Source organism: Bacillus sp. FSL M8-0049, from assembly GCF_038593355.1.
Classification (GTDB): Bacteria; Bacillota; Bacilli; order Bacillales; family Bacillaceae; genus Bacillus; species Bacillus safensis.
The window spans coordinates 2,259,934-2,286,805 of record NZ_CP151986.1 but is presented as its reverse complement, the minus strand read 5'-3'; the positions used below and the strand labels follow the sequence as shown (position 1 = coordinate 2,286,805).

Annotated in this window: 27 protein-coding genes; 25 read left to right on the top strand and 2 right to left on the bottom strand. The window is 41.9% G+C overall.

What is annotated here, in order from left to right; genetic code table 11:
* Positions 1–49 precede the first annotated feature (49 nt).
* From NSU13_RS11760 to NSU13_RS11650, 23 genes are all read left to right on the top strand, one after another.
* A complete protein-coding gene (locus NSU13_RS11760; protein WP_070326492.1) occupies positions 50–1,363 on the top strand; it encodes a nodulation protein NfeD in 1,314 nt (437 codons plus the stop codon).
* A gap of 27 nt (positions 1,364–1,390) precedes the next feature.
* Entirely contained in the window at positions 1,391–2,383 is a 993-nt protein-coding gene (gene floA, locus NSU13_RS11755; protein WP_024423026.1) for a flotillin-like protein FloA, read from the top strand.
* 31 nt (positions 2,384–2,414) lie between these two features.
* Positions 2,415–2,912: a hypothetical protein gene (locus tag NSU13_RS11750; protein WP_328699448.1), complete on the top strand. Its 498-nt coding sequence runs from the start codon at positions 2,415–2,417 to the stop codon at positions 2,910–2,912.
* 205 nt (positions 2,913–3,117) lie between these two features.
* On the top strand, positions 3,118–3,399 hold the full coding sequence (yqfC, locus tag NSU13_RS11745) for a sporulation protein YqfC (protein ID WP_012010618.1): 282 nt from the start codon (positions 3,118–3,120) through the stop codon (positions 3,397–3,399).
* Positions 3,400–3,417: 18 nt separating this feature from the next.
* Positions 3,418–4,608, top strand: coding sequence for a sporulation protein YqfD (yqfD, locus tag NSU13_RS11740; protein WP_328699447.1), 1,191 nt, complete (start codon positions 3,418–3,420; stop codon positions 4,606–4,608).
* Positions 4,609–4,611: 3 nt separating this feature from the next.
* The gene (locus NSU13_RS11735) at positions 4,612–5,571 is read left to right on the top strand and encodes a PhoH family protein (protein ID WP_046311804.1); all 960 of its coding nucleotides are present in this window, start codon (positions 4,612–4,614) and stop codon (positions 5,569–5,571) included.
* 138 nt (positions 5,572–5,709) lie between these two features.
* Positions 5,710–7,797, top strand: a complete 2,088-nt coding sequence (locus NSU13_RS11730; protein WP_170825875.1) for an HD family phosphohydrolase — start codon at positions 5,710–5,712, stop codon at positions 7,795–7,797.
* Positions 7,798–8,277: an rRNA maturation RNase YbeY gene (gene ybeY / locus NSU13_RS11725; protein ID WP_024423021.1), complete on the top strand. Its 480-nt coding sequence runs from the start codon at positions 7,798–7,800 to the stop codon at positions 8,275–8,277.
* Positions 8,255–8,641, top strand: coding sequence for a diacylglycerol kinase family protein (locus tag NSU13_RS11720; RefSeq protein ID WP_024423020.1), 387 nt, complete (start codon positions 8,255–8,257; stop codon positions 8,639–8,641). The genes ybeY and NSU13_RS11720 overlap by 23 nt, the downstream gene beginning before the upstream one ends.
* Before the next feature lie 113 nt (positions 8,642–8,754).
* Positions 8,755–9,153 (top strand): cytidine deaminase, encoded by a 399-nt coding sequence (locus NSU13_RS11715; protein ID WP_008356263.1) that lies wholly within the window; start codon positions 8,755–8,757, stop codon positions 9,151–9,153.
* A complete protein-coding gene (era, locus tag NSU13_RS11710) occupies positions 9,146–10,051 on the top strand; it encodes a GTPase Era (protein WP_007501305.1) in 906 nt (301 codons plus the stop codon). The genes NSU13_RS11715 and era overlap by 8 nt, the downstream gene beginning before the upstream one ends.
* 148 nt (positions 10,052–10,199) lie before the next feature.
* Positions 10,200–10,343, top strand: a complete 144-nt coding sequence (locus NSU13_RS11705; protein ID WP_003217288.1) for a YqzL family protein — start codon at positions 10,200–10,202, stop codon at positions 10,341–10,343.
* Positions 10,344–10,378: 35 nt separating this feature from the next.
* Positions 10,379–11,149: a DNA repair protein RecO gene (gene recO, locus NSU13_RS11700; RefSeq protein ID WP_034280128.1), complete on the top strand. Its 771-nt coding sequence runs from the start codon at positions 10,379–10,381 to the stop codon at positions 11,147–11,149.
* 328 nt (positions 11,150–11,477) lie between these two features.
* Positions 11,478–12,365 carry a glycine--tRNA ligase subunit alpha gene (glyQ, locus tag NSU13_RS11695; protein ID WP_012010611.1) on the top strand — a complete coding sequence of 296 codons (888 nt, stop codon included), beginning with the start codon at positions 11,478–11,480 and terminating at the stop codon, positions 12,363–12,365.
* On the top strand, positions 12,358–14,403 hold the full coding sequence (gene glyS / locus NSU13_RS11690; protein ID WP_065214625.1) for a glycine--tRNA ligase subunit beta: 2,046 nt from the start codon (positions 12,358–12,360) through the stop codon (positions 14,401–14,403). The genes glyQ and glyS overlap by 8 nt, the downstream gene beginning before the upstream one ends.
* A gap of 167 nt (positions 14,404–14,570) precedes the next feature.
* Positions 14,571–15,209, top strand: a complete 639-nt coding sequence (locus NSU13_RS11685; protein WP_024423017.1) for a helix-turn-helix transcriptional regulator — start codon at positions 14,571–14,573, stop codon at positions 15,207–15,209.
* A 25-nt stretch (positions 15,210–15,234) separates the two neighbouring features.
* Positions 15,235–16,056, top strand: a complete 822-nt coding sequence (locus NSU13_RS11680) for a pyruvate, water dikinase regulatory protein (protein WP_008342399.1) — start codon at positions 15,235–15,237, stop codon at positions 16,054–16,056.
* Between the two features lie 261 nt (positions 16,057–16,317).
* Positions 16,318–16,818, top strand: coding sequence for a YaiI/YqxD family protein (locus tag NSU13_RS11675; protein ID WP_061109364.1), 501 nt, complete (start codon positions 16,318–16,320; stop codon positions 16,816–16,818).
* Between the two features lie 33 nt (positions 16,819–16,851).
* Positions 16,852–18,681, top strand: coding sequence for a DNA primase (gene dnaG, locus NSU13_RS11670; RefSeq protein ID WP_024423015.1), 1,830 nt, complete (start codon positions 16,852–16,854; stop codon positions 18,679–18,681).
* 206 nt (positions 18,682–18,887) lie between these two features.
* Positions 18,888–20,009, top strand: a complete 1,122-nt coding sequence (gene rpoD, locus NSU13_RS11665; RefSeq protein ID WP_008342392.1) for an RNA polymerase sigma factor RpoD — start codon at positions 18,888–18,890, stop codon at positions 20,007–20,009.
* A gap of 301 nt (positions 20,010–20,310) precedes the next feature.
* Entirely contained in the window at positions 20,311–20,670 is a 360-nt protein-coding gene (gene cccA, locus NSU13_RS11660) for a cytochrome c550 (protein WP_034280134.1), read from the top strand.
* A 120-nt stretch (positions 20,671–20,790) separates the two neighbouring features.
* A complete protein-coding gene (locus tag NSU13_RS11655; protein WP_176966983.1) occupies positions 20,791–21,507 on the top strand; it encodes a tRNA (adenine(22)-N(1))-methyltransferase TrmK in 717 nt (238 codons plus the stop codon).
* Positions 21,500–22,621 (top strand): Nif3-like dinuclear metal center hexameric protein, encoded by a 1,122-nt coding sequence (locus tag NSU13_RS11650; protein ID WP_342489531.1) that lies wholly within the window; start codon positions 21,500–21,502, stop codon positions 22,619–22,621. Before NSU13_RS11655 ends, NSU13_RS11650 begins: the two co-directional genes overlap by 8 nt.
* A 37-nt stretch (positions 22,622–22,658) precedes the next feature.
* Here the strand turns inward: NSU13_RS11650 and NSU13_RS11645 are convergent, their stop codons facing one another.
* Together NSU13_RS11645 and vrrA are read right to left on the bottom strand one after the other, a co-directional pair.
* Entirely contained in the window at positions 22,659–23,603 is a 945-nt protein-coding gene (locus tag NSU13_RS11645) for a 4-hydroxy-3-methylbut-2-enyl diphosphate reductase (RefSeq protein ID WP_034280141.1), read from the bottom strand.
* A 157-nt stretch (positions 23,604–23,760) separates the two neighbouring features.
* Positions 23,761–24,465, bottom strand: coding sequence for a VrrA/YqfQ family protein (gene vrrA, locus NSU13_RS11640; RefSeq protein WP_342489530.1), 705 nt, complete (start codon positions 24,463–24,465; stop codon positions 23,761–23,763).
* A gap of 155 nt (positions 24,466–24,620) precedes the next feature.
* On the opposite strand from vrrA, the gene NSU13_RS11635 reads away from it, so the two are divergent.
* Both NSU13_RS11635 and NSU13_RS11630 read left to right on the top strand, forming a co-directional pair.
* Positions 24,621–25,940 (top strand): DEAD/DEAH box helicase, encoded by a 1,320-nt coding sequence (locus NSU13_RS11635; protein ID WP_081124588.1) that lies wholly within the window; start codon positions 24,621–24,623, stop codon positions 25,938–25,940.
* A gap of 9 nt (positions 25,941–25,949) precedes the next feature.
* Positions 25,950–26,843 carry a deoxyribonuclease IV gene (locus NSU13_RS11630; RefSeq protein WP_041117997.1) on the top strand — a complete coding sequence of 298 codons (894 nt, stop codon included), beginning with the start codon at positions 25,950–25,952 and terminating at the stop codon, positions 26,841–26,843.
* Positions 26,844–26,872: the final 29 nt, after the last annotated feature.

Sequence of the window (26,872 nt, the reverse complement as noted above, 5' to 3'; positions counted from 1 at the left end):
TGTAAAGGAACAGTAAAATGGAAGAAAGAGAGGAGGGATCACCAAATAGATGAAAAAAATAAAAATTTCTATTGCTCTCTTCAGTTGTTTTATAATATGCTTGTTATTAGGGGTTCAATTGACCGCGAAATCAGCAGATCAGAAAGTTCATGTTATCCCAATTGAAGATACAGTAGAAAAAGGACTTTCTAAATTCATTGAACGATCGTTTGAGCAGGCAAAGTCGGAACGGGCGAAGCATATTATTCTCGACATCAATACACCGGGTGGTGCAGTTGATGCAGCGCTTAAAATCGCAGATACGATTCGTGCTTCCGATATCCCAGTGACAGCGTTTGTCAATCATAGAGCGCTTTCAGCGGGGGCATTCCTTGCATTAAATGCCGATCAAATTTATATGACCCCGAATGGAAAAATGGGGGCTGCTGCGATCATTGATGGAGAAGGCAATGCTGCCGATCAAAAATCTGAATCTCTATGGCTTGCTGAAATGAGTGATGCTGCCGAAAAGCAGGGGCGTGATCCAAAGTATGCTCTTGCCATGGCAGATGTAGATATAGACGCAAAAGAAGCCGGTGCACCAAAAGGAGAATTGCTCACCTTCAATACAGACCGTGCGCTTCAATTCGGGTATGCAGAAGGGGAAGCAAAAAATATGGATGACTTGCTTCAGAAGCTGAAATTACAAGACGCTTCTGTTCAATACGATGAAGTGAGCTTTGCTGAAAAGGTTGCGCGTTTTCTTACGCACCCAATTGTCATTCCAATCCTTTTATCCATTGCAAGCTTAGGGTTAGTTGTTGAGCTCTATTCTCCTGGCTTTGGGGTCCCGGGCACCATGGGAGTGACAGCGCTTCTTCTATTCTTTTATGGTCATCTCGTGGCAGGTTTTGCAGGATATGAGACGTTGTTCCTGTTTTTAGCAGGGATTGCACTCATCATTCTGGAATTGTTTTTGCCAGGGGGAATCGTAGGTGTCATTGGACTGATCTGTGTCGTTGTCAGCTTATTTTTAGCAGCTGGAAGCTTTACAGAAATGGCGATTTCCATCTTGATTGCCACTGCTGTTTCAACCATAGCAGTTATTTTATTGACAAAGGTGTTGGGGAAACGTATGAAATTCTTTAAAAAGTTCATTTTAACCGATTCAACCAATAAGGAAAGCGGTTATGTCTCAAATGAAACAAGAGAGGATCTTGTTGGACAAATCGCAGTGACAGCCACTGCACTTCGTCCATCTGGTACGATCGTACTTGGAGATGAGCGCATTGATGTTGTGTCAGAAGGTGCATTTATCGATAAAGATGAACAAGTAAAAATTGTGAAAGCGGAAGGCTCACGCATTGTCGTGAGGAAAGTATAGATATACTGATTTTAGAGGAGGAATAAAATGGATCCATCTACTTTACTATTATTTGTGATTATCGCAGCAGGTTTGATTGTTCTATCGATCTTTTTCACTTTTGTACCGGTGATGCTGTGGATTTCTGCCCTAGCGGCTGGCGTAAAAGTGAGCATTTTTACACTTGTAGGAATGAGACTGCGCCGAGTGATTCCAAACCGAGTGGTCAACCCGCTCATCAAAGCACATAAAGCAGGTCTTGATGTGACGATTAACCAGCTGGAGAGCCACTATCTTGCAGGTGGTAACGTGGACCGAGTTGTGAACGCATTAATTGCAGCTCAACGCGCGAATATCGAATTGAACTTTGCCCGCTGTGCAGCCATCGACCTAGCAGGCCGTGACGTACTGGAAGCAGTTCAAATGAGTGTAAATCCTAAAGTCATTGAAACACCATTTATCTCTGGTGTTGCGATGGACGGGATTGAAGTCAAAGCAAAAGCACGTATTACAGTTCGTGCAAACATCGACCGACTTGTCGGTGGTGCAGGGGAAGAAACAATTATTGCCCGTGTAGGTGAAGGGATTGTCTCTACAATCGGTTCATCAGATAATCATAAAAAGGTTCTTGAGAATCCTGATATGATTTCTCAAACGGTTCTTGGTAAAGGATTAGATTCAGGTACTGCATTTGAAATTCTCTCGATTGATATCGCAGATGTTGATATCGGTAAGAACATCGGGGCAATTCTGCAAACAGACCAAGCAGAAGCAGACAAAAACATTGCACAGGCGAAAGCAGAAGAACGCCGCGCAATGGCTGTTGCACAAGAACAAGAGATGCGTGCGAAAGTTGAAGAAATGCGCGCGAAAGTCGTTGAAGCAGAGGCTGAAGTACCACTTGCAATGGCTGAAGCATTACGTGAAGGCAATATTGGTGTCATGGACTACATGAACATTAAGAATATCGATGCTGATACGGATATGAGAGATTCATTTGGCAAAATGACAAAAGGTCCATCTGATAATGAAAACAAATAAGCATCCTCTCACGCTTTAAGGAGGGAGCCCATTGGACATTCTATTTGAAAATCCGCTACTAATTGCGATTATCATCGGTATCATCTCTGCCGTCTTTGGGAAGATCGGCAAACAAGAGGAGAACGAAGAGCAGAATCAGCAAAAGAAGCCCGCTCCTCAGCGTAAGCAGGTGCCCCAAAAGCAAACAAAGCAAACAAGTCCAGATTCAGTCGTGACCGATCAGCTGGACGATTTCGGCGATGTGCATGATCATGGCGGGATGAAGAAAAAAACTTCTCAGTCCTTACAAGATCGCTATACGGCTACACTTGACGAAATGGAAGAAAGAAAAAACGAGCTGAACAAAGAGTTCCAATCGCTTGAAAGAGAGCTGACAAGGCCAAAGGCTGCATCTGCTGAAATGAGGCCAAAATTCATTGAGAAGCTGAACCAAGATACAATTGTTCAAGGAATGATCCTTGGAGAAGTATTTGGAGAGCCGCGCGCGAAAAAGCCGCACAGAACGATGAAACGGCCATATAAAAGATAAAGAAGAAAGCCCCCTTTATGAAAAAGGGGGCTTTTTTTGCCTGATGGCATTTTTTCTTAAAGAAAATGCTGAAACAGCTGTTTTACGGGATTCATTAGCATGATATGAACCCCTGAGGAATAGGATGATACAGAGGCTTTCTCATCAGTCTCACCATCTTTCAGTTTGATCTCATACACATGAGGTGGGAAGGGGTTCTTATTGAATGGGAAAAAGAAAAAATCGACTTAAAGCATGGCTGACAAGAACACTTGAAATCCCTCCAGACGTGATGATGGATCTTCCCCGTATTACGATGGTTGGCAGACTCCACATTTACATAGAGAACCATAAAGGGCTTTTGCTTTTCAGTGATCAAGAGGTAAGGCTGATGCTCAAACAGGGACAATGCATTATTTCAGGGAAAGATTTTGTGATTAAAACGATTTTGCCAGAAGAGATTTTATTGGAAGGGAAAATCGATGAGGTCCGTTATATTGATTCTTAACTGACGGAGGGGAGAAGCGTGAAGAATAAATGGTTCGCCTATTTTATTGGCAGAGTGGAAGTGGAGATCAAAGGAAATGGCATTGAGCGGCTTATCAATGAGTGCACGAGGCAGGAGATCACAATGTTTCAAGTGAGCCGCCGTCAAGACAGCGTGCGCTTATTTATTCGCTTATCAGATGTACATGCCTTCAGAAAGGTACGCAGACATCATGACGTGACATGTTCATTTCATCAAAAAAAGGGCTTTCCATTTCTACTCCTATGGTCAAGGAAGAATATCGGATTTACCCTTGGGATTGTATGCTTTCTAGTGACGATATTGGCGCTTTCAAACATGGTATGGAAAATCGATATTAAAGGAGCCAATCCAGAAACTGAACATCAAATGAGAAAGCATTTAGACGACATTGGGGTGCAAAAAGGACGTTTTCAGTTTCTAATGGGAACACCTGAAAAAATTCAAAAATCCCTGACAACCAATATTCAAAGCATCACATGGGTCGGCGTAGAACTAAACGGAACAACCTTTCAAATGAAAGTTGTGGAAAAAAATGAACCTGAAAAAGAAAAATACACGAGTCCTCAGCATATCGTCGCCAAGAAAAAGGCTGTCATCACGAGAATGTATGTAGAAAAAGGGGAGCCGCTTGCCGCGGTTGATGAACATGTAAAGAAAGGACAGATGCTTGTCTCTGGACTCATTGGCAGCGAAGATCAGCAAAAAACGGTAGGAGCCAAAGCGAAAATCTATGGTGAAACGTGGTATCGTTCAGAAGTTTCTGTCCCTCTTCGAACATCTTTTGACGTTTTTACGGGTAAAATGAAGACAAAGCACAAGCTCTCCGCATTTGGAGGCTCACTGCCATTTTGGGGCTTTTCTTTTAAAAAGGATGATTTTAAGCAGCCAAAAACAGAAACAGAAGTTCATCCGCTTCATTTCTTAAACATGCAGCTCCCATTCTCTTATGAAAAGGAAATTACACGCGAAAGTGAGAAAATAAATCGCGAATACACAAATAAAGAAGCGGTTCAAGCAGGGATTAAAATGGGTAAAAAAGAATTAGAAGAGAAGCTAGGTCAAACAGGAGAGGTGAAAAGTGAAAAAGTTTTGCACGAGACAACAGGGAATGGTAAAGTTAAGTTAATCATCCTTTACCAAGTAATAGAAGATATTGTTCAACCAACACCTATTGTTCAGGGAGACTAGAGAATGACAGAACATTTACTTGAGATTCAACAAAAATTGGATAGCCCAAACGAAGCGATTGCTTTATTTGGCAATCAAGATGCTTATCTGAAACTAATGGAAAACGAGCTGAACGTCTCCATTATTACGCGTGGAGAAAAAGTGTATGTTTCTGGTGAGGAAGCATCGAGAGATACAGTAAGCCGTTTGATCACATCTCTTTTACATCTCATCCGTAAAGGAATTGAGATATCTGAACGGGATGTCGTCTATGCCATTAAAATGGCGCAAAAAAACAAGCTGAATTATTTTGAAAATATGTATGAAGATGAAATTACGAAAAATGCCAAAGGAAAGTCGATCAGGGTGAAAACAATCGGCCAGCGTGAATATGCTGCGGCGATGAAAAAAGATGACCTGGTCTTTGGAATTGGACCTGCTGGTACAGGGAAGACGTATTTGGCAGTCGTCAATGCGGTACATTCGCTGAAAAATGGACATGTGAAACGGATAATCCTGACAAGACCAGCTGTTGAAGCAGGAGAGAGTCTTGGCTTTTTACCAGGCGATCTAAAGGAAAAAGTAGATCCTTATTTAAGACCACTATATGATGCCCTGCATGATGTGCTTGGCAGTGATCATACGGAACGACTGATCGAGCGCGGCGTGATTGAAATAGCGCCCCTTGCCTATATGAGAGGCCGGACGCTTGATGATGCATTTGTGATTTTAGATGAAGCGCAGAATACAACACCTGCCCAAATGAAAATGTTTTTGACGAGACTTGGGTTTGGCTCTAAAATGGTCATTACAGGAGATATTACACAGATTGATCTGCCAAAGGGCATGCAGTCAGGTCTTGCAGCTGCAAAGGACATGCTTGCAGAGATCAGGGGCATCTCATTTATTGAATTAGACCAGACAGATGTGGTCAGACACCCGCTTGTGGCGAAGATCATTGGCGCATACGAAAAGCAAAAATGAACTGAGTGACCCGATCGTCTTCATCGGGTCATTTTGTTTCGATCGTGGTTTAAAGTAAAAAAGGAGGTACTTTCCTTGAGAAAGAATCAAAAAGGCAGTAAGCGCAAAAGACTGCTGTCTAAAAAAGAACCTCAGAAAATGGAGCGCTCACGTTATTTAAATGTTTTGCTGTACGCTGGTTTAGCAGCCATTTTATTCGTGGTGCTCTTCTTCCATGTAAAGCCTGAATCGCTCGACTTAGATTTATTTTCAGTGAGCGAACAGACCATCTATTCTCCGTCAACCGTTGATGATCAAGAAGCGACAGAAGAAAAGAAACAAGAAGCAACAGATCAGGTAGAAGATCAATATACGCTCAAAAAAGCGTATTCTGATAATCGCGTAGACCTCATCTCATCCCTCTTTGAAGCCATTAAAGAAGAGAAGAAAGCAGCTGATGATAAAGAGAACGCGCCATCAGATCAAGAAATGGTCAAGCGTGTCAAAGAAAAGCTCACAACAGATATGCAGGAAGCTGTTTCGGATCAATCCATCAAAGCACTGCTCCAAGCAAGTGATGAAAATCTCTCATTTACTAAGGATTCCATCATCACAGTGGTGAATTCACTGATGAGTAAAGAAATCACAGCAGCGAAATTACAAGATGAGAAAAAACAAGTCAAAACAGAGCTTAAAAACAATTCGATTCCATCAAAATACTTAAATGCGGCGAAAGAAATCGGTGAATTTGCGATCATTCCAAACTATGTATTTGACCCAGTGGCAACAGAGAAGAAAAGACAGGAAGCGGCTGACAATATTCAGCCTGTGCAAATTAAGCAGGGGCAAATCTTAGTTGAAGAAGGAGAGCTCATTGACCGGGAAGTTTATCGCAAATTAGAACTCACGGGTCTGTTAAACAGCTCAAATTTATTTAAGCCTGTAAGTGGTCTTCTCATATTAATTGGACTTTTCTTAGCAGCGATTGTTCATTCCCTTGAATCGAGGAAAAAATCGCTTGTCCATAAGAATAAGTCGTTACTGCTTTACTCGCTTATTTTCACGATTATATTAATTATCATGGAAGTGTTCAGCCTCTTCCAGGAAACGAAGTATACGACGATAGGCTATGTCGTGCCAGTGGCACTTGGCACGATGCTGATCAAGCTGCTTATTAATGAGCGGCTGGCGATCTTCTCCGGTCTTGTATTTGCTCTTTGCGGCAGTATGATGTTTAATCAAGGAGTAACCGGCGTCTTTAACTATGTGATCTGCGCTTATTATCTGATGAGCGGGATGGCGGGTATTTTATTTTTAAGAAAACATAATGCAAGATCAAAAATATTGCAGGCTGGGCTTTTGGTTGCTTTGGTGAATGTACTTGTGGTTTTATCCATTACACTCATCCAAAATTCTTCACCATCAGGGCTTGAAATCGGTGTGAACCTCATGATGGCGATTGTGTCAGGGTTTGCATCATCTATCTTGGTCATTGGGTTAATGCCTGTTTTTGAGAGCATGTTTGGTATTCTTTCCACAATGAAACTGATTGAATTATCCAATCCAAATCATCCGCTGCTCAAAAAGATTTTAACCGAGACACCAGGTACATATCATCATAGTGTCATGGTGGCGAATTTAGCGGATGCTGCATGTGAAGCAGTCGGCGCAAATGGTCTTTTAGCAAGGGTCGGTGCTTATTATCATGACATTGGGAAAACGAAAAGACCGCAGTACTTTATCGAAAACCAAATGAACATTGATAATCCGCATGACAAGCTTTCTCCTCAGCTGAGTAAAAATATTATTATTGCCCATACGACAGATGGCGCTGATATGCTGAGAGAAAAGAAGTTTCCTGAAGAACTTGTCGACATTGCCGAACAGCATCACGGGAAGTCTCTTTTAAAGTTCTTTTACTATAAGGCGAAAGAGCGTGATGATCAGGTGACAGAAGAAGAATTCCGTTACCCTGGTCCAAAGCCGCAATCAAAAGAAGCAGCGATTATTTCTGTGGCTGACAGCGTTGAAGCGGCGGTTCGTTCGATGCATAATCCAAATCCAGAGCGGATTGAAAAGCTTGTCAAAGGCATTATTTCAGATAAAATGCAGGACGGGCAATTTAGTGAATGTGACCTCACATTTAAAGAATTAAATATTATCAGCCAAACGATTTGTACAACATTAAAGGGGATTTTCCATTCTCGGATTGAATATCCAGATGCCCCGAAGCAGAAGGTGAAGTAAATGACATTGTTAATCGATTTAATAGATGAAACAGGACAAGTATCAAAAGAGCAGCTTGAAGAAGTGGAAAAGCTTCTTCAGTTCGCTGCAGACGAACTTGAGGTCAAGGATCAAGCGGAAGTATCAGTGACGATCGTTTCGAATGAAGAGATTCATCAAATCAATAAAGAATACCGCGGAAAAGACGCACCAACGGATGTGATCTCCTTTGCACTTGAGGAAGAAGGAGAAGGGGAGATTGAAATCATAGGAGCGGATGATATCCCGCCTGTACTTGGTGACATTATCATTAGTGTGGATCGAACGAAAGAGCAGGCAGAGGAATATGGACATTCCTTTATGAGAGAGCTTGGATTCTTAACGATTCATGGCTTCCTCCATTTGCTCGGGTACGATCATATGACAGAGGAAGATGAAAAAGAAATGTTCGCCAAACAGACAAAAATTTTGGATGATTATGGCCTTTCGAGATCATCGTAAGAAAAGAAGGCCGCTCGCCCGTTTTTTTCGGAGTTTTTACTATGCATTTAGAGGAATATGGCGAACTTTCTTGAATGAACGGAATTTTCGATTTCACACAGTCGCAGCCATCATCGTGGTGATCTGCGGCTTTTGGTTCCGCATTGACCCATTTGAATGGCTGATCGTTCTTCTTCTTTGCGGGGGGATGTTTGCGCTTGAACTTGTCAATACAGCCATTGAACATACAGTGGATCTGATGACAGAAGAAAGACACCCGCTTGCAGAGAGAGCGAAGGACGCTGCGGCAGGCGCTGTTTGCGTTTACGCCGCGATTTCGGTTATGATTGGGTTGATCATCTTCTTACCGAAGATCATGCAATAGAACAATATTACTATTTATTAACATTTTTAGAAATGGGCGTGAAAATGTCACGTGAATTATGTAAAATATAAATGTGACAGTGGTACCATTTCTTCTGAAAGTGGGAACTAGGAATGAACAAACAAGAGTTGATTTCAGAAGCAATCAAAGCAAGAGATTTTGCATATGTACCCTATTCTAAATTCAAAGTCGGTGCAGCATTACTGTCGAATGATGGAAAAGTGTATGGCGGCTGCAACATTGAAAATGCAGCATATGGTATGTGTAATTGTGCGGAAAGAACAGCACTTTTTAAAGCCTATTCAGAAGGCATTACATCTTTTCAAATGTTAGCAGTGGTGGCTGATACAGACCGTCCTGTTTCGCCGTGCGGCGCATGCAGACAGGTCATTTCAGAGCTATGTGCACCTGATATGCCAGTGATTCTAACGAACTTAAAAGGACATATATACGAAACAACAGTAAACGAACTATTGCCAGGCGCATTTTCACCGGAGGATTTAAATGACTAACGAAAGCTTCAAATCAGGATTTGTATCAATTATTGGAAGACCAAATGTAGGGAAATCAACTTTTCTTAATCGTGTCATTGGACAAAAGATCGCCATCATGAGCGATAAGCCCCAAACGACGCGAAACAAAGTGCAAGGTGTTCTGACAACAAACACATCACAAACGATCTTTATCGATACACCGGGGATTCATAAACCTAAGCATAAGCTTGGTGATTTTATGATGAGGGTGGCTCAAAATACACTGAAGGAAGTCGACCTGATCTTGTTTATGATTAACGCACAGGAAGGCTATGGCAAAGGTGATGAATTCATCATTGAACGACTAAAGCAAACATCTACACCGGTGTTCCTAGTCGTTAATAAAATTGACCAAATTCATCCAGATGAACTGTTCCTTTTAATTGATGAATACCGCACACGTTACCCATTCAAGGAAATTGTGCCAATTTCAGCTCTTGAAGGAAACAATATCGACACGCTTCTTCAGCAGATTGAAGGTTATCTTCCAGAGGGCCCTCAATTTTATCCGGCAGATCAAGTAACAGATCATCCAGAACGGTTTATTATTTCTGAATTAATTCGTGAAAAAGTGCTGCATTTAACGAGAGAAGAGATTCCGCACAGTATTGCGGTTGCGATTGAATCGATTAAGCCAGATGAAAATGGCAAGATCCATGTCGCGGCGACCATTGTCGTAGAACGTGATTCGCAAAAAGGGATCGTCATTGGTAAACGTGGCAGCTTGTTAAAAGAAGTGGGACAAAAAGCGCGCAGAGATATTGAAGCACTTCTAGGCTCAAAAGTGTATTTAGAGCTTTGGGTCAAAGTTCAGAAGGACTGGCGTAATAAATCCACTCACCTGCGTGATTTTGGATTTAGAGAAGACGAATATTAAAAAATCGCTGCATTTGTCAGCAAATCTGACAATGGTGCGGTTCGATTAGTAAAAATTGTTTATCATGAAATGGAGGTAGCCTGGTCAAGATAAAATTAATATGTTGGATGTAGCGTTGCTGCTTCTAATAAAGAAAGGTGGGGTTTTTATGTTGAATTTTACATGGAACGTATTTTCACAAACAGGAAGCGTTGACACGTATCTGCTTTTCAAAGAGTTAGAAAAGGAGAACCTGGAAAGACCCGATGTACTTGAAGAAGAGATAGCACGATTTGATTTTCCAATCTTATAATTCTTGACCCCCTCCAATGCTCGGAGTGTAGACAAATGCTCATTAAAAGTGAAGGAATCGTCCTTAGAACAACAGATTATGGCGAAACAAACAAAATTGTCACGCTGCTCACTAGAGAACATGGAAAAATTGGCGTGATGGCAAGAGGCGCTAAAAAATCAAACAGCCGCCTGTCAGCTATAAGCCAGCCGTTTTTATACGGCACCTTTCTCATCCAATCATCAACAGGACTTGGAACGCTCCAGCAAGGCGAAATGATTGAAAGTATGCGGGCCATTCGGGAAGACTTATTTCTGACCGCATATGCCGCATATATGACGGAATTGATGGATAAAGGGACAGAAGAAAAAAAGCCAAACCCTTATTTGTTTGAGCTTCTGCTTCAATCTCTGCGTCATCTCAACGAAGGTACAGATGCTGATATTATTTTATTTATCGTAGAGGTCAAAATGTTATCAGTGATGGGGATGAAGCCTGAACTTGATCAATGTGTGCACTGTGGTCAAAAAGAAGGGCAGTTCCATTTCTCAATAAGAGATAACGGCTTCATTTGCCAAAATTGTTTTTCGAAAGATCCATATAAACTGCCCTTATCCCCCGCAGCTGCAAGGCTGCTCCGTTTGTTTCATTATTTTGATTTATCAAGGCTTGGTCAGGTTGATGTGAAACAGCAGACGAAACAAGAAATTCGTCAAGTGCTTGATCACTACTATGACGAATATTCCGGCCTCTATTTAAAATCAAAAAAATTCATGAATCAGATGGAATCCATGAAAAAGCTAATGGGCGGGGAAAACAAAAGTTGACATCTCCCATGACTTTTTGTAAGATCATCTAAGATAAAATATGTTGCATTGACAGAAAGAAGTACTTACGTAAAATCCATAAAAGCGACCTTAGGGCGGTGTGAGCTAAGGATGGAGGCGTAACGAAAGGCATTCTTGAGCAACGTAAAACAAAGCGGCTGGGTGCTACTACACCAGCAAATAGGGTGGAACCGCGGGAAAAACTCTCGTCCCTATGTTTGCAAGAACCTTGCGAGCATAGAGACGGGAGTTTTTGTGTTCTCTTACAAGGTTCTCATCCCACCCGCCATACATAGCGGTTGGTCTAGAAAAGATGGAGGTGCGATCATTGAATATTCAAGACATGATTTTGACGCTGCAAAAGCATTGGTCAAATGAAGGCTGCGTATTAATGCAGGCGTATGACACAGAAAAAGGTGCCGGAACGATGAGTCCATACACGTTCCTCAGAAGCATCGGCCCAGAGCCGTGGAAGGTAGCTTATGTAGAGCCTTCAAGACGCCCGGCTGATGGCAGATATGGAGAAAACCCAAATAGATTGTATCAGCATCACCAATTTCAAGTGATCATTAAGCCATCACCTGACAATATTCAAGAGCTATATCTTGAATCATTGAAGGCACTTGGCATTGACCCGCTGAAACATGATATTCGTTTTGTGGAAGATAACTGGGAAAATCCATCTCTTGGCTGTGCAGGACTTGGCTGGGAAGTATGGCTTGATGGGATGGAAATTACGCAGTTCACGTATTTCCAACAAGTCGGCGGCTTAGAATGTAAGCCCGTTTCTGTTGAAATCACATACGGTATTGAACGTCTTGCTTCTTACATCCAGGACAAAGAAAATGTCTTCGATCTTGAATGGACAGACGGATTTACGGTCAGAGATTTATTCTTAATGGCTGAATACGAGCACTCTGTTTATACATTTGAAACATCTAATACTGACATGCTGTTCGAGCTATTTACAACCTATGAGAAAGAAGCACATAGCCAAATGGACAAAGGGCTTGTTCACCCGGCATACGATTATGTCCTCAAATGCTCTCATACGTTTAACCTGCTCGATGCAAAGGGTGCTATTTCTGTGACTGAGCGAACTGGTTATATCGGAAGAGTGCGTCAGTTAGCAAGAAAAGTAGCCAAAACCTATTATGAAGAACGCGAAAAACTGGGATTCCCTATGCTAAAAGAGGAGGCGGCTTCTCATGAATAAACAAGATGTATTACTTGAAATCGGCTTAGAAGAGATGCCGGCTCGTTTCATGCCAGAAAGCACAAAGCAGCTGGGTGAGAAAGTAAAAGCATGGTTTGAAACGCAAAATATTTCATTCGAAGAGACTGCTTTATTTAACTCACCTAGACGTCTTGCTGTACTTGTGAAAGGTGTCGCAGAAAAACAAGAAGACATCAAAGAAGAAGCAAAAGGCCCGGCTAAAAAGATTGCCCAAGATGCTGAAGGCAATTGGACAAAAGCAGCTGAAGGCTTTGCAAGAGGACAAGGTGCTTCAACAGATGATCTCTATTTCAAAGAGATCAAAGGAGTGGATTATGTCCATGTCCAAAAGTTTCAAGAAGGAAAGCAAGTCAAAGACCTTCTGCCAGCGTTAGGTGAAATCGCCGCTTCATTAAGTTTTCCAAAGAACATGAGATGGGGAAGCGAGGATTTACGCTATATCCGTCCGATTAAATGGATTGTTTGTTTATTTGGAGAAGAGATTGTACCTGTTGAAATTGCTGGGGTGAAAAGCGGCCGGGAGACTAGAGGACACCGTTTCCTTGGAACGACAGCCAGCATTGACACACCTGCTTCCTATGAACAAACATTGCGCGATCAATTTGTGATTGCAGACTCAGAGAAAAGAAAACAATTCATTACTGAACAGCTAGATGCGCTATCTTTAGAAAAAGGCTGGGTCATTCCTGTTGATCCTGAACTTCTAGAAGAAGTGAACGATCTTGTAGAATATCCAACTGTGCTGTCTGGTTCCTTTGAAGAAGAGTTTCTTGCATTGCCGGAAGAAGTATTGGTGACGACAATGAAAGAGCATCAGCGCTACTTCCCTGTGAAAAATGAGCAAGGGGAATTATTGCCGCACTTTATTACAGTCAGAAATGGAAACAGTGAGGCGCTCGAAAATGTCGCAAGAGGGAATGAAAAAGTACTTCGTGCGCGTTTATCAGATGCTGCATTCTTCTATAAAGAAGACGAAAAACTAGTGATTGAAGACAATATTAAAAAGCTTGATAAAGTGGTATTCCATGAGAAACTTGGAACAATCGGCGACAAGCTGAAGAGAGTGACAGACATTGCAACTCGTCTAGCGGCGCATGTCGGAGCAGATGACGAAACCACTAAACGTGTGGCGAGAGCAGCAAGTATTTCGAAGTTTGACCTTGTGACTCAAATGGTCTATGAATTCCCAGAATTACAAGGAATCATGGGTGAGAAATATGCAAGAGCTCTTGGTGAACATGAAGAAGTAGCAAGAAGCATCAACGAGCACTATATGCCGCGCTTTGCTGGTGACGAGGCGCCGTCCACTTTGATTGGTGCGATTGTGGCAGTAGCAGATAAGCTTGATTCTATTTGTTCATTCTTCTCAATTGATGTGATCCCAACGGGTTCTCAAGACCCTTATGGACTTAGAAGACAAGCGAGCGGTATCGTTCAAATCCTGCTCGACCGTCATTGGAATATTTCATTTAAAGAGCTGTTAGCCCTTGCTCAAGTAAAGGCAGAACATGAAGCTGCTCTGATTGAATTTTTAACGCATCGTTTAAAATATGTTCTTCAAGCAGAGCATATCCGCCATGATGTTGTTGATGCAGTGCTGGATGTTGAAAATATTGAGCCATATGCAGTCGTCAAAAAAGCAGCTGTTCTTGAAGAGAGTGTAAAACAAGAAAGCTTCAAAGAAACGGCTGAAGCATTGGGACGCGTCATTTCAATCAGTAAAAAAGGGGAAGATGCAGAGATTCAGCCTGAACTGTTTGAAAATGAACATGAGCAAAAGCTGTTTGAGGCGTATCAGCAAGTAGAGAAAGCTGTAAAGGAACATGTAGCAGCAGGACAATACAGCTTGGCACTTGAGGCGCTGGATACGTTAAAAACACCGATTGTTCATTATTTCGATCATACAATGGTTCATGCGGATGATGAAAAACTGAAGCGAAATCGTTTAGCACAAATGGTCAAACTAGCCAAAGTCATTCAATCATTTGCGAATATGAACAATTTAATTGTAAAATAAATACCTAAGAACGGTTGCCTTTTCCGAAGGGCAATCGTTTTTTACTCATTTAATTCAAGGTTTTTGAGTGGATTTTTGTTTCATTCGGACAAAGATGCGCTATAATATGATGAGTTATGAAAATGATATACATAAAATAAAGATTTCGCTCTCTCTATTTAAAGGTGGTGAGTACAATCGAGTTAAATAAACGGCAAGAGCAGATTTTACAGATTGTCAAAGAGAATGGTCCGATCACTGGAGAGCATATCGCCGATCGGCTGAACTTAACAAGGGCGACCCTCAGACCGGATTTAGCCATTTTAACAATGTCAGGCTTTTTAGAAGCAAGACCAAGGGTCGGCTACTTTTTCACAGGAAAAACAGGCACGCAGCTTCTCGCAGATAAGCTGAAAAAACTTCAAGTGAAAGACTTTCAATCCATTCCAGTGGTAATACATGAGAATGTTTCGGTTTATGATGCGATTTGTACGATGTTTTTAGAGGATGTGGGCACATTATTCGTTGTGGACGATCACTCTATTTTAACAGGCGTGTTATCCAGAAAAGACCTCCTTCGCGCAAGTATAGGGAAACAGGAGCTTCCATCTATCCCTGTCCATATTATTATGACAAGAATGCCGAACATCACCGTTTGCCGCAAGGAAGATTTCATTATGGATGTGGCGAAGCACTTGATTGAAAAGCAAATAGATGCACTTCCTGTGATAAAAGATACGGATAAAGGCTTTGAAGTGGTCGGAAGAATTACGAAAACAAACATGACGAAAATACTTGTCAGCTTATCGGAGAACGAAATAATCTAATGACAGAAGACTGCGAGGGGATGTTATGAGTAATCGCGTAATTTTTGTGGTATCAGATTCAGTTGGAGAAACGGCAGAGCTCGTGGTCAAAGCGGCACTTAGCCAATTTGATGGCGGCTCATCAGACCATTCAAATATTAGAAGAATCCCGTATGTAGAGGATGTTGGTACGATTAAAGAAGTCATTTCACTGGCGAAAGCAGATAATGGGATCGTCTGCTTTACTCTTGTTGTGCCAGAAATGCGCCAATTCTTAATCGAGGAAGCAGAAGCCAACGGTGTCGTTTATTATGACATCATCGGTCCGCTCATTGATAAAATGGAAACGGCATATGGAAATGAAGCGAAACATGAGCCGGGTCGTGTACGTCAATTAGATGAGGACTATTTTAAAAAGGTAGAAGCCATCGAGTTCGCTGTGAAATACGATGACGGCAGAGACCCAAGAGGTATTCTAAAGGCTGATATTGTGCTCATTGGTGTATCACGCACGTCCAAGACACCATTATCTCAATATTTGGCACATAAGCGGCTGAAGGTAGCGAACGTTCCAATTGTACCTGAAGTTGATCCGCCAGAAGAGTTATTTTCAGTTGATCCGAAGAAATGTATCGGTTTAAAAATTAGTCCAGACAAACTAAATCATATTCGCAAAGAGCGTTTAAAATCTCTTGGTTTAAATGATCGCGCTATTTATGCGAACATTGAGCGGATTAAAGAGGAACTAGAGTATTTTGAAAAAGTGGTTGACCGCATTAACTGTCAAGTCGTTGATGTATCGAATAAAGCAGTTGAGGAAACGGCAAATGTCATTCATCAAATGCTGACCAAAAGAGGTTCCGAATAAACTCAGGATGCTCCTCCTGGGTTTTTCCTATGGTGGGAAACGGGTAAACAAAAACAATGGCATATTTGCTGCATTTGTATTATAATAAAAAATTGTGATAAAATGATTGATTTTAGGTTTAAGTTAAGTCAAGAACGAATAAACTAATATTGGCAGAAGTCAAGTGATTCTGAACATAACTTTTCGACAAAATGAGTTTTACTGTTGATTGCTTTATGGGGGAAAAGTATGGTCTTTTTGCTTCTCTAAAGCAGGAATAAGGTGGAGGGATGGAGAATTAGTCACCTGAATGAACGTAAAAAAGAGAGGACGATTTATGTCGATGCAGATGCTTGTCCTGTAAAAGACGAAATCCTTTCTATCGCATCTCAATTTCAAGTACCAGTGACATTCATTGCTTCATATGAGCATTTTCAAACCAAAAGATCTCCACTTGAAGATTGGCGGTTTGTAGATACACATAAGGAAGCAGCGGATTTAGTCATTGCAAACTCAGCTGCCGCACATGATATTGTCGTCACCCAAGATATTGGTCTTGCCTCCTTACTGCTTCCGAGACAGGTCATTGTTCTGTCTGAAAGAGGACGAATGTACACAAACGAAACAATTGATTTTGATTTGGAACGCAGGCATGTTTCTAGCAAACAGCGAAGAAAAGGTGTATACGGAAAAGGTCCCAAAAAGCTTTTAGAAGAGGATAAGAAGCGATTTATGGCGCAACTACAAAAAATCCTGTCGAATCATGAAGGATTTTTAAATTAAAAGGCGAATAATGTACGACGGAGTGTTATTAGGATGAGCAAACGTATACCAGATGAACTTTTGGAGCAGATCCAAAAAAACGCAGACATTGTCGAAGTGATTGGAGAATACGTACAGCTTAGAAAGCAAGGTCGAAATTACTTCGGTCTTTGTCCATTCCATGGTGAAAATACTCCTTCATTCTCTGTTTCAGCAGATAAGCAAATCTTCCATTGTTTCGGCTGTGGTGCAGGAGGCAATGTGTTTTCTTTCCTCAGACAAATGGAAGGCTACTCATTTATTGAAGCCGTTTCACATGTGGCTGATAAGTACCATATTGATCTGCCTGATCAGGTAGCGAATGCTCAGATGAGTTCCTCTCAGCAAGAGGACACTGCAGATCATAAAATGATTGAGGCCCATGAGCTTCTTAAGAAATTTTACCACCATTTGCTGGTAAATACAAAGGAAGGTCAAAACGCACTCGATTATTTACGGTCCAGAGGCTTTACGGATGAAACAATTGCCAAGTTTGAGATCGGGTATGCTCTTGATTCTTGGGATTTCGTGACCAAGTTTTTAGAAAAACGAGGATTTGATCCTGTGATGATGGAGAAGGCTGGTCTTTTGATTCAACGTGAAAACGGCACAGGCTTTTTTGACCGCTTTAGAGATCGTGTCATGTTTCCCATTCATGATCATCATGGAACGGTCATCGCTTTTTCCGGAAGATCGCTTGGTGATCAGCAGCCTAAATATATGAATAGTCCTGAAACGCCGCTTTTTCATAAAAGTAAGCTGCTTTATCACTTTCATGACGCACGTATGCATATTCGCAAACGCGAACGGGCGGTTCTTTTTGAAGGATTTGCAGACGTCATCTCAGCTGTTACATCAGGTGTCGGTGAAAGTGTTGCAACAATGGGTACGTCTCTTACAGAAGAGCACGTAAAGCTTCTCAGGCGGAACGTAGAAGAGATCATCCTTTGCTATGACTCTGATACGGCCGGATACGAAGCGACCATGAAAGCATCAGATTTGCTTGGAAAAAGAGGATGTAAAGTTCGCGTTGCCATGATACCAGATGGACTTGATCCAGATGATTACATTCGTAAATATGGCGGCGAGAAATTTAGGAATGACATCATAGATGCAAGTGTGACATTAATGACGTTTAAGATGAATTTTTTCCGAAGAGGAAAAAACTTATCAGACGAAGGAGACCGTCTTACTTATATGAAGCAGGTTCTCCGAGAAATCAGCCGGTTAAACGGCTCTTTGGAGCAAGAGATTTACATGAAACAGCTTGCTGGGGAGTTTTCGATCTCACTTGATTCATTAAAAGAACAACTGGAGCTGTTTGAAAAACAGCAGCGGCAAGAAACCAAAAGCACGCAGGAAGAAAACGGGCTTGAAAAACGGCGTGCACATCTGTCAACACAAGTGAGAAGAAAGCGTCTGCGGCCGGCATATGAAAATGCAGAGCGAATGCTGCTTGCTCATATGTTAAAAAGCGATGACGTGATCCGCAAAGTACTTGACAGAATCGGGATTGAATTTAATATAGATTCGCACAGGGCGCTGGCAACGTACATTTATGCCTTGTATGAAGAAGGCAAAGAACCAACGCCGCAGCACCTGATGAACCGGATAGAAGATGATGTCATGAATCAGCTGTTGACGGATATATTGATGATTCAAGTCGGAGACGAACTAAGTGAAGCTGAATTAAGTGATTATGTAAAAAAAGTGTTGAATCATCGGAATTTGTCAATGATAAAGGAAAAAGAACTAGAACGTGCAGAAGCGGAGAGGCAAAAAGATTTCTTCAAAGCGGCAACACTTGCAAAAGAAATTATTCAGTTGAACCGTTCGCTGAAGTAATACGTCTATTATTAATGACAGGACTTACGGCTGGCAATGAATCCTTTACGGGAGGAGCATAAGACCGCAAGCATCTTGCCTTCATCATTATTTATTTTATTTCCTATTTGCTTCGTCATCTGTTTGATAGAGAGAGAAAAGCAGGGCGGAAGTAAATCGCAAGTTACTTTAGAATTCGTTGCAAGCTTTGGAAGGAGGGATCCATAATGGCTGATAAACAAGCCCACGAAACCGAAACTGAATTAACCTTTGAACAGGTGAGAGATAAGCTCACTGAAACGGGTAAAAAACGGGGCGTTTTAACATACGAAGAAATTGCAGAGCGTATGTCTAGCTTTGAAATTGAATCAGACCAAATGGATGAATACTATGAATACTTAGGCGAACAGGGTGTAGAGCTCATTAGTGAAAACGAAGAGACAGAAGACCCAAATGTTCAGCAGCTGGCTAAAGCAGAAGAAGAATTTGACCTAAATGATTTAAGCGTACCACCAGGTGTCAAAATCAATGATCCTGTTCGTATGTACTTAAAAGAAATCGGACGCGTCAATTTGTTATCTGCTAAAGAAGAAATTACGTATGCTCAAAAGATCGAAGAGGGCGATGAGGAATCAAAAAGAAGATTAGCGGAAGCGAACCTTCGTCTCGTTGTCAGCATTGCGAAACGCTATGTCGGTCGTGGTATGCTGTTCCTTGACTTGATTCAAGAAGGAAACATGGGTCTGATGAAGGCGGTTGAGAAGTTTGATTACCGCAAAGGATATAAATTCTCAACATATGCGACTTGGTGGATTAGACAGGCGATCACACGTGCGATTGCCGATCAGGCGAGAACAATCCGGATTCCAGTTCATATGGTGGAAACGATTAATAAATTGATCCGTGTTCAAAGACAGCTTCTGCAAGACCTAGGCAGAGAACCAACGCCTGAGGAAATTGCTGAAGACATGGATTTAACTCCAGAAAAGGTAAGAGAGATTCTTAAAATTGCGCAAGAGCCTGTATCTTTAGAAACACCTATTGGTGAAGAAGATGACTCGCATCTTGGTGATTTTATCGAAGACCAAGAGGCGACATCTCCATCTGACCACGCTGCGTATGAACTCTTAAAAGAGCAGCTTGAAGATGTATTAGACACGCTGACGGACCGTGAAGAAAATGTGCTAAGACTACGTTTCGGACTAGACGACGGAAGAACTCGCACGTTAGAAGAGGTTGGAAAGGTGTTCGGCGTAACAAGAGAGCGTATCAGACAAATTGAAGCGAAAGCTCTTCGTAAATTAAGACACCCAAGCAGAAGTAAACGATTAAAAGACTTCTTAGAGTAGAAACCGGACGGATCTTGAAAGAGATCCGTTCTTTCTTATCAAAAATGAAAACGCTTTTTTCAATCTGATTATATTTTACTGAATAACAAATGAATTTGCAACGTTCTTAGAGAAAAGATGTATAAAAAATACATCTAAATGTGCTGAAGGCTTCATTTCTCATCTTGAATCATTTTTGTCTAATCTGTGAACTTGACCAAAGTTTTGTATCATAATTCGTTTACTTTTTGTAAAATTAAAGTAGAATTAGAATTGTTTGCATAGTCTCAAAGGGGTTTTCACAAAGGGGAGGATGAAAGAAATGAAACGGAATCCACTTATACCATTTTTATTGATTGCCATTTTAGGTATTGGACTCACTTTTTTCTTATCAATGAAGGGGCTGAAAGATGAAGAAAAAATTGCCTCTGGGGGCAAAGAGCAAAAGCAAGAAGAGACAGCAAATGCAACGCCGGAAGAATTGTATAAGCAGAACTGTCTAAGCTGTCACGGGGAAAACTATGAAGGCGGCGCAGGTCCTGCATTAAAAGGTGTTGGAGACAAGCTTGAAGTAGCTGACATCAAGAAGAAAATCCAAGAAGGCGGCAACGGGATGCCAGGCGGGCTGATTCCGAATGAAAAGCTCGATGAAATGGCGGAATGGGTGTCTAAAATTAAATAATCTTACACAAAAAGCTCTTTTTCAAAAGAAGAGCTTTTTTCATTTGAAAACGACTTTTAAAAAGTCCATAATTTATATAAGATAGACAAGTATGAACATTAAAGAAAAGTAGTGATACGTATGAATGAAATGAATTTATCGAAACGATTAAAAAAAGTCGCAGACTTTTTACCAGATGAGGCAGTCTTCGCTGATATCGGCTCAGATCATGCCTATTTGCCATGCTATGCGATTCTGCATCAAAAAGCAGTGAAAGCCATTGCTGGTGAAATTACCGATGGACCGCTTCAATCGGCGCAGCAGCAAGTACATAGACTTGAATTAGATGAAGAAATTTCGGTCAGAAAAGGAAATGGCCTTGAAGTCATTGAAAAAGGCGAAGTGAATGCAGTGACGATTGCAGGTATGGGCGGGGCGCTCATCGCAAGCATTCTAAATGAAGGTAGGCATAAGCTCGCAGGCCATGAGAGGCTCATTCTTCAGCCGAATATCCATGCCCATCATATTCGTTTATGGCTTTATCAAGAGGGGTATGATTTGTTAGATGAAGTCATCTTAGAAGAGGACGGCAAAATATACGAAATCATCATCGCAGAAAAAGGCGATAAAGATAAAGCTTATGAAGGAATGTCACTTGAAGCAGGCATGCTGGTTGGTCCGTTCCTTGCGAAAGAGCAAAATGACGTCTTCCGGCGCAAGTGGATGCAAGAGCTTCAGCATATGGAGAAGATAGAAAGTCAAATTCAGCAGGCGGCGCGGACAGAAGAAAATAAAGAACGCCTTGAAGAGCTGAATGCGAAAATAAAGATGCTAAAGGAGGTTTTGACTGTTGGCTAAAACAGTAAACGGGCATGAAATCATCCAATTGTTTGAACAATTTTCACCAAAGGCATACGCCATGGAAGGGGATAAAATTGGTCTTCAGATTGGGACTTTAAATAAAAAAGTAACCAATGTGATGATTACCTTGGATGTATTAGAGAATGTAGTAGATGAGGCGATCGAGCGAAAAGTGGATCTTATTATTGCCCACCATCCGCCGATTTTCCGTCCATTAAAACATGTAGCGACGGATCAGCCGGCTGGACGTATCATTGAAAAATGCATCAAACATGATATTGCGGTATATGTGGCACATACGAATTTAGACGTAGCTGATGGCGGAGTCAATGACCTGCTTGCTGAGGCCTTAGAGCTTGAAGAAACAAGAGTGTTAGTGCCGACATACGAAGATCCAATCAAACAGATTGCTCTGTATGTCCCAGTGGAATTTGAAGAGGCCATCCGGACAGCTTTAGGAAAGGCGGGCGCCGGCCATATCGGCAACTACAGCCATTGTGCGTTTTCAAATGAAGGGACAGGCAGCTTTCTGCCATCAGAAGAAGCTGAGCCGTTTATTGGTGAGTCGGGTCAATTAGAATTTGTGAAAGAAGTGCGGATTGAAACCATTTTCCCAGCAAGTATAGAAAAACAAGTGATTCGCGAAATGATCAAAGCACATCCTTATGAAGAAGTCGCCTATAGTGTACACACGACAGACCTTCCTCCTATTCAAAAAGGTCTTGGCCGTATTGGAGAGCTAAATGAGCCAATGACACTGAGAGATTTCACACAATTTGTGAAAACGAAGCTAGATGTGAATGGTGCTCGTTTTGTAGGAGATCAAGACGCTGTTGTGAAAAAAGTGGCGGTGCTTGGGGGAGACGGAAATAAATACATCCATCAAGCGAAAAGAATGGGTGCAGATGTGTATGTGACAGGAGACCTTTATTTCCATGTTGCGCACGATGCCATGATGCTAGGGCTGAACGTTGTGGACCCGGGGCATTATGCTGAAAAAATTATGAAAGAGGGCGTAAAGGCGAAGCTTCAATCGCTGTGTGCGGATAAAAAATATGACGTACAGCTCTTTGTTTCTGAATCAAACACAAACCCATTTCAATTTATGTAAACAAAAAACGTCAGAGCGGATATGCTCTGACGTTTTCTTATTTCTTTGTTTTGACGCGAGGTAAAATTTTAGAAAGGGGAACAGTCCGTTCAATCTTCCAAGTCGTTTCATCATCTGGTTCATAGTTTTCTAAGAAACGAATGACTTCCTTTGTAATAGGTGTTGGTGTTGAAGCACCAGCAGTAACGGCAACGGTTTTGACGCCCTGCAGCCATTCCAGCTTGAGTTCACTTAAGTCGCCAATACGGTAAGCCTGCGTTCCGGCAATCTCCATTGACACTTGTGCGAGACGGTTAGAGTTATTACTTTTTGGATCGCCGACAACAATGGTTAAATCGGCTTGGCCAGCTTGCTGCGATACTGCTTCCTGACGCACCTGTGTCGCAAGACAAATTTCTTGATGATACTCGACGTGAGGGTATTTCTCTTTAATCAGCTCCATCAGGTCGTGGACATCCCATTGAGACATGGTCGTTTGATTCGTGATGAGCAGTTTTTCTGATGTTAAATCGAGTGCCTCAATGTCAGCTTCTGTTTCGACAAGATGTACCTTGTCAGGGGCTACTCCGACAGCTCCTTCTGGCTCAGGATGACCCTTTTTCCCAATATAAATAATGTCATAGCCATCGGCTGTTTTCTCTGAAATGAGTTCGTGAGTTTTCGTTACATCTGGACAGGTCGCATCAATGGTGACAAGGCCTTTTTCTTCTGCGATTTGACGAACCTCAGGAGAAACGCCGTGAGCCGTGAAAATGACTGTTCCGCTTTCAACCTGCTTTAAAATGTCTAAGCGGTTTGGTCCGTCCAGTGTGTAAATACCATCTTCTTCGAAGGCATCAGTGACATGTTTGTTGTGCACAATCATACCTAATATATAAATTGGGCGTGGCAAGTTCTTATCAAGTGCGGCATTTTTAGCAATGACCATTGCATCCACAACGCCATAGCAATAGCCACGCGGCGATATTTTAATTACATTCATTTATTCGTCCTCCTGTAGGGAAGTGCTGCTAGAGAAGAACAATATAAAAAGCCGTAAAAAACGGCTTTTTATCATTCTCTTGCTTCCATTATAGCCAAAGTAAGCGTATATATCAAAGATTGTTATACGCAGTGAACACTTCGCCGTTAAAAGATCACTAGACATATAGTTTTGGAACAGAGCTGCCAGATCTTTTTTTCGGTTTTGCTTGAGGAGCAGGTGATGTGTGAGGTGCTGTTTTTTTGACGAGGATGTCTTCTGGTTCTTTATTTTTTTCTATTTCGTCAGTTTGTGCTTCTTCCTCGGGCACTTCTGTTTCTGCGCTGGTTTCCGCTGATTCTGCATCAGCATCATTTGCACTTTCTTCATCATCATCCGCACTGCCAAGCTGGCTGTACAGTTTAATCATCGCCGGCAAATTTCTCACTAAAGGACCGTATTGCTGAATCATTGGCGTAAATTGCTGCGCCATCCCGAGCACTTTTTGAACATTTCCTAACATGCTTGAGAGGGTTGCAGGATTTGTGAAGCTCTGGATTCCTTGTACTCCCGCACCACCTCCAGAGACTCCAGCTCCTCCTGCGCCAGGAAGAAATTTAGAGAGCATGCCTTTAATTCCTGCGCCGCCGCCTAGTGCACGGCTCTCACCTCCTGGAATTCCGCCCATCCCGGGTAAACCGCCTCCCTGTACAGACGGGGAGCGAGGCATCATTTGCTGAAATGGATTGCCCTGCCCTTGAAAAGGCTGCTGGATAGGAGGCTGCTGCCCTCTTTGAAACATTCCGGGCTGTCCGCCATTTCCAAGGTGCCGGCGTGAGGGACGGCGCGGCTGAAAATCGCCCATAGGCCTTTGCCCTAACATACTTGTACCTCCCTTACTGCATTCTCTTTCTCTTCATAGGTTATGCAAGGAAGCACCAATTGGTTTCCTGTAGGAAAAGCGGACATGGTTTTTTTACTGAAAATCAGCTATAATGAGGAGATGAGCAAAAAGGCATTGCCTTAAGGAGTGAAAACATGAAAGAAACGAAATTTACGACATATGAATTAAAGCCTTTTATTATAGATGCTATTCATGAACTAGGCTTTTATGAGCCGACTGATATTCAAAAAAGAATTATCCCTGCTGTTTTAAAAGGAGAAAGCGTGATTGGCCAGTCACAAACCGGAACAGGAAAAACTCATGCCTACTTACTGCCGCTGATTCATTCAATTGATCCAAGCAAAGAACAGGTACAAGTAGTGATTACTGCACCTACAAGAGAATTAGCCAATCAAATTTTCAAAGAAGCTCAAACGATTTTAAAGAATGCTTCTCCAGAAGAAGAGATCAAAGCAAAGCTTTACATTGGCGGAACGGACAAGCAGAAATCAATTCAAAAGCTAAAAAACCAGCCGCATTTGGTTGTCGGCACGCCTGGACGTATTGCTGACCTCATTCATGAGCAGGCGCTGAATGTTTACAAAGCGACCTCACTTGTTATTGATGAAGCGGATTTAATGCTGGATATGGGATTTTTAGAAGATGTGGACCGTATTGGTGCACAAATGCCAGAACAGCTGCAAATGCTTGTGTTCTCTGCAACCATTCCAGAAAAACTAAAGCCTTTCCTGAAAAAATATATGGACAATCCAAAGTATGCGCATGTTGAACCAAGACGGATTACAGCAGAAAACATTCAGCATATTTTAGTTCCGTCTAAACAGCGTGATAAATTAAAATTGCTCCATGAAATGGTGACGAATGTACAGCCTTATTTAGGAATCATTTTTGCCAATACAAAAACAACTGTTGATGAAATCGCCGCATTCCTACAAGAAAAAGGAATGAAAATCGGTGTGCTTCATGGCGGATTAACGCCGCGCGAACGTAAAAAAGTCATGAAACAAATTGAAGATTTGGAGTTCACTTATATTGTGGCATCTGATCTTGCAGCACGCGGGATTGACATCAAAGGCGTCAGCCACGTGATTAACTATGAACTTCCATCTGATCTTGATTTTTATGTGCACCGAGTTGGAAGAACAGCTCGTGCTGGTTCTTCTGGAATTGCCATGACCATTTATGAGCTGGCTGATGAGGATGCACTCATTCAAATTGAGAAAATGGGCGTTGTATTTGAAAACAAAACCATTGTTCATGGCGAATGGCGAGATGCAGATGACCGTCTGAAGCGTCAAAGACGTAAAAAAGCCCCGAATGAAATTGAAGAAAAAGCAAAACGTCTTGTGAGAAAACCGAAGGCCGTCAAACCTGGATACAAAAAGAAAATGACACGTGAGATGGATAAAATCAAAAGACAGGAACGTAGAAAGTCAAAGCGTAATGGAAAGTAGGGGGAAACATTGTTAAAGATTGGTTCACATGTATCCATGAGCGGAAAACATATGCTTCTTGCAGCGAGTGAGGAAGCTGCCTCTTATGGTTCGAATACGTTTATGATTTATACAGGTGCACCGCAAAATACGCGCCGCAAAAAAATTGAAGACCTGAATATTGAAGCTGGACAAGCGCATATGAAAGAGCATGGCATGACGGATATCGTCGTGCATGCTCCGTATATTATCAATATTGGAAATACAGTGAATCCAGCGACATTTGAGCTTGGTGTAGACTTTCTTCGATCTGAGATTGAGCGTACAAAAGCGCTGGGAGCAAGACAAATTGTTCTACACCCGGGTGCGCATGTCGGAGCAGGGGCAGAAGCAGGGATTCAAAAAATCATTGAAGGTTTAAACGAAGTCATTGTAAAAGGTCAAGAGGTTCAAATTGCACTTGAAACAATGGCAGGAAAAGGATCAGAGTGCGGAAGAAGCTTTGAAGAGCTTGCCCAAATTATCGACGGAGTGACACATAACGAAGCTCTTTCTGTCTGCTTTGATACGTGTCACACGCATGATGCTGGTTACCCGATTGTGAGTGACTTTGATGGTGTATTAGAAGAATTTGACCGAATCGTCGGTATTGACCGAATCAAAGTTCTTCATATTAATGACAGTAAAAACGTACAAGGCGCAAGAAAAGACCGACATGAAAATATCGGTTTTGGTGAAATTGGTTTCGATGCACTGAGCTATATTGTGCATCATCCGCAGCTTCAAGATGTGCCGAAAATTCTAGAAACGCCTTATGTAGGTGAAGATAAAAAGAACAAAAAACCACCTTACAAATTCGAAATTGCGATGCTGAAAGAAAAGCAATTTGATGAAGGCTTACTAGATAAAATTACGGGTCAGTAAAAAGGATGCAACATGTTGAGGTGCCGCTA

Excerpts from the sequence above, each read along its gene's own strand:
- NSU13_RS11760 (WP_070326492.1), top strand. The coding sequence starts at position 50 with ATGAAAAAAATAAAAATTTCTATTGCTCTCTTCAGTTGTTTTATAATA.
- floA (WP_024423026.1), top strand. The coding sequence starts at position 1,391 with ATGGATCCATCTACTTTACTATTATTTGTGATTATCGCAGCAGGTTTG.
- yqfC (WP_012010618.1), top strand. The coding sequence starts at position 3,118 with ATGGGAAAAAGAAAAAATCGACTTAAAGCATGGCTGACAAGAACACTT.
- NSU13_RS11735 (WP_046311804.1), top strand. The coding sequence starts at position 4,612 with ATGACAGAACATTTACTTGAGATTCAACAAAAATTGGATAGCCCAAAC.
- NSU13_RS11730 (WP_170825875.1), top strand. The coding sequence starts at position 5,710 with ATGGAGCGCTCACGTTATTTAAATGTTTTGCTGTACGCTGGTTTAGCA.
- ybeY (WP_024423021.1), top strand. The coding sequence starts at position 7,798 with ATGACATTGTTAATCGATTTAATAGATGAAACAGGACAAGTATCAAAA.
- NSU13_RS11720 (WP_024423020.1), top strand. The coding sequence starts at position 8,255 with ATGGCCTTTCGAGATCATCGTAAGAAAAGAAGGCCGCTCGCCCGTTTT.
- NSU13_RS11715 (WP_008356263.1), top strand. The coding sequence starts at position 8,755 with ATGAACAAACAAGAGTTGATTTCAGAAGCAATCAAAGCAAGAGATTTT.
- era (WP_007501305.1), top strand. The coding sequence starts at position 9,146 with ATGACTAACGAAAGCTTCAAATCAGGATTTGTATCAATTATTGGAAGA.
- NSU13_RS11705 (WP_003217288.1), top strand. The coding sequence starts at position 10,200 with ATGTTGAATTTTACATGGAACGTATTTTCACAAACAGGAAGCGTTGAC.
- recO (WP_034280128.1), top strand. The coding sequence starts at position 10,379 with ATGCTCATTAAAAGTGAAGGAATCGTCCTTAGAACAACAGATTATGGC.
- glyS (WP_065214625.1), top strand. The coding sequence starts at position 12,358 with ATGAATAAACAAGATGTATTACTTGAAATCGGCTTAGAAGAGATGCCG.
- NSU13_RS11680 (WP_008342399.1), top strand. The coding sequence starts at position 15,235 with ATGAGTAATCGCGTAATTTTTGTGGTATCAGATTCAGTTGGAGAAACG.
- dnaG (WP_024423015.1), top strand. The coding sequence starts at position 16,852 with ATGAGCAAACGTATACCAGATGAACTTTTGGAGCAGATCCAAAAAAAC.
- rpoD (WP_008342392.1), top strand. The coding sequence starts at position 18,888 with ATGGCTGATAAACAAGCCCACGAAACCGAAACTGAATTAACCTTTGAA.
- cccA (WP_034280134.1), top strand. The coding sequence starts at position 20,311 with ATGAAACGGAATCCACTTATACCATTTTTATTGATTGCCATTTTAGGT.
- NSU13_RS11655 (WP_176966983.1), top strand. The coding sequence starts at position 20,791 with ATGAATGAAATGAATTTATCGAAACGATTAAAAAAAGTCGCAGACTTT.
- NSU13_RS11645 (WP_034280141.1), bottom strand. The coding sequence starts at position 23,603 with ATGAATGTAATTAAAATATCGCCGCGTGGCTATTGCTATGGCGTTGTG.
- vrrA (WP_342489530.1), bottom strand. The coding sequence starts at position 24,465 with ATGTTAGGGCAAAGGCCTATGGGCGATTTTCAGCCGCGCCGTCCCTCA.
- NSU13_RS11635 (WP_081124588.1), top strand. The coding sequence starts at position 24,621 with ATGAAAGAAACGAAATTTACGACATATGAATTAAAGCCTTTTATTATA.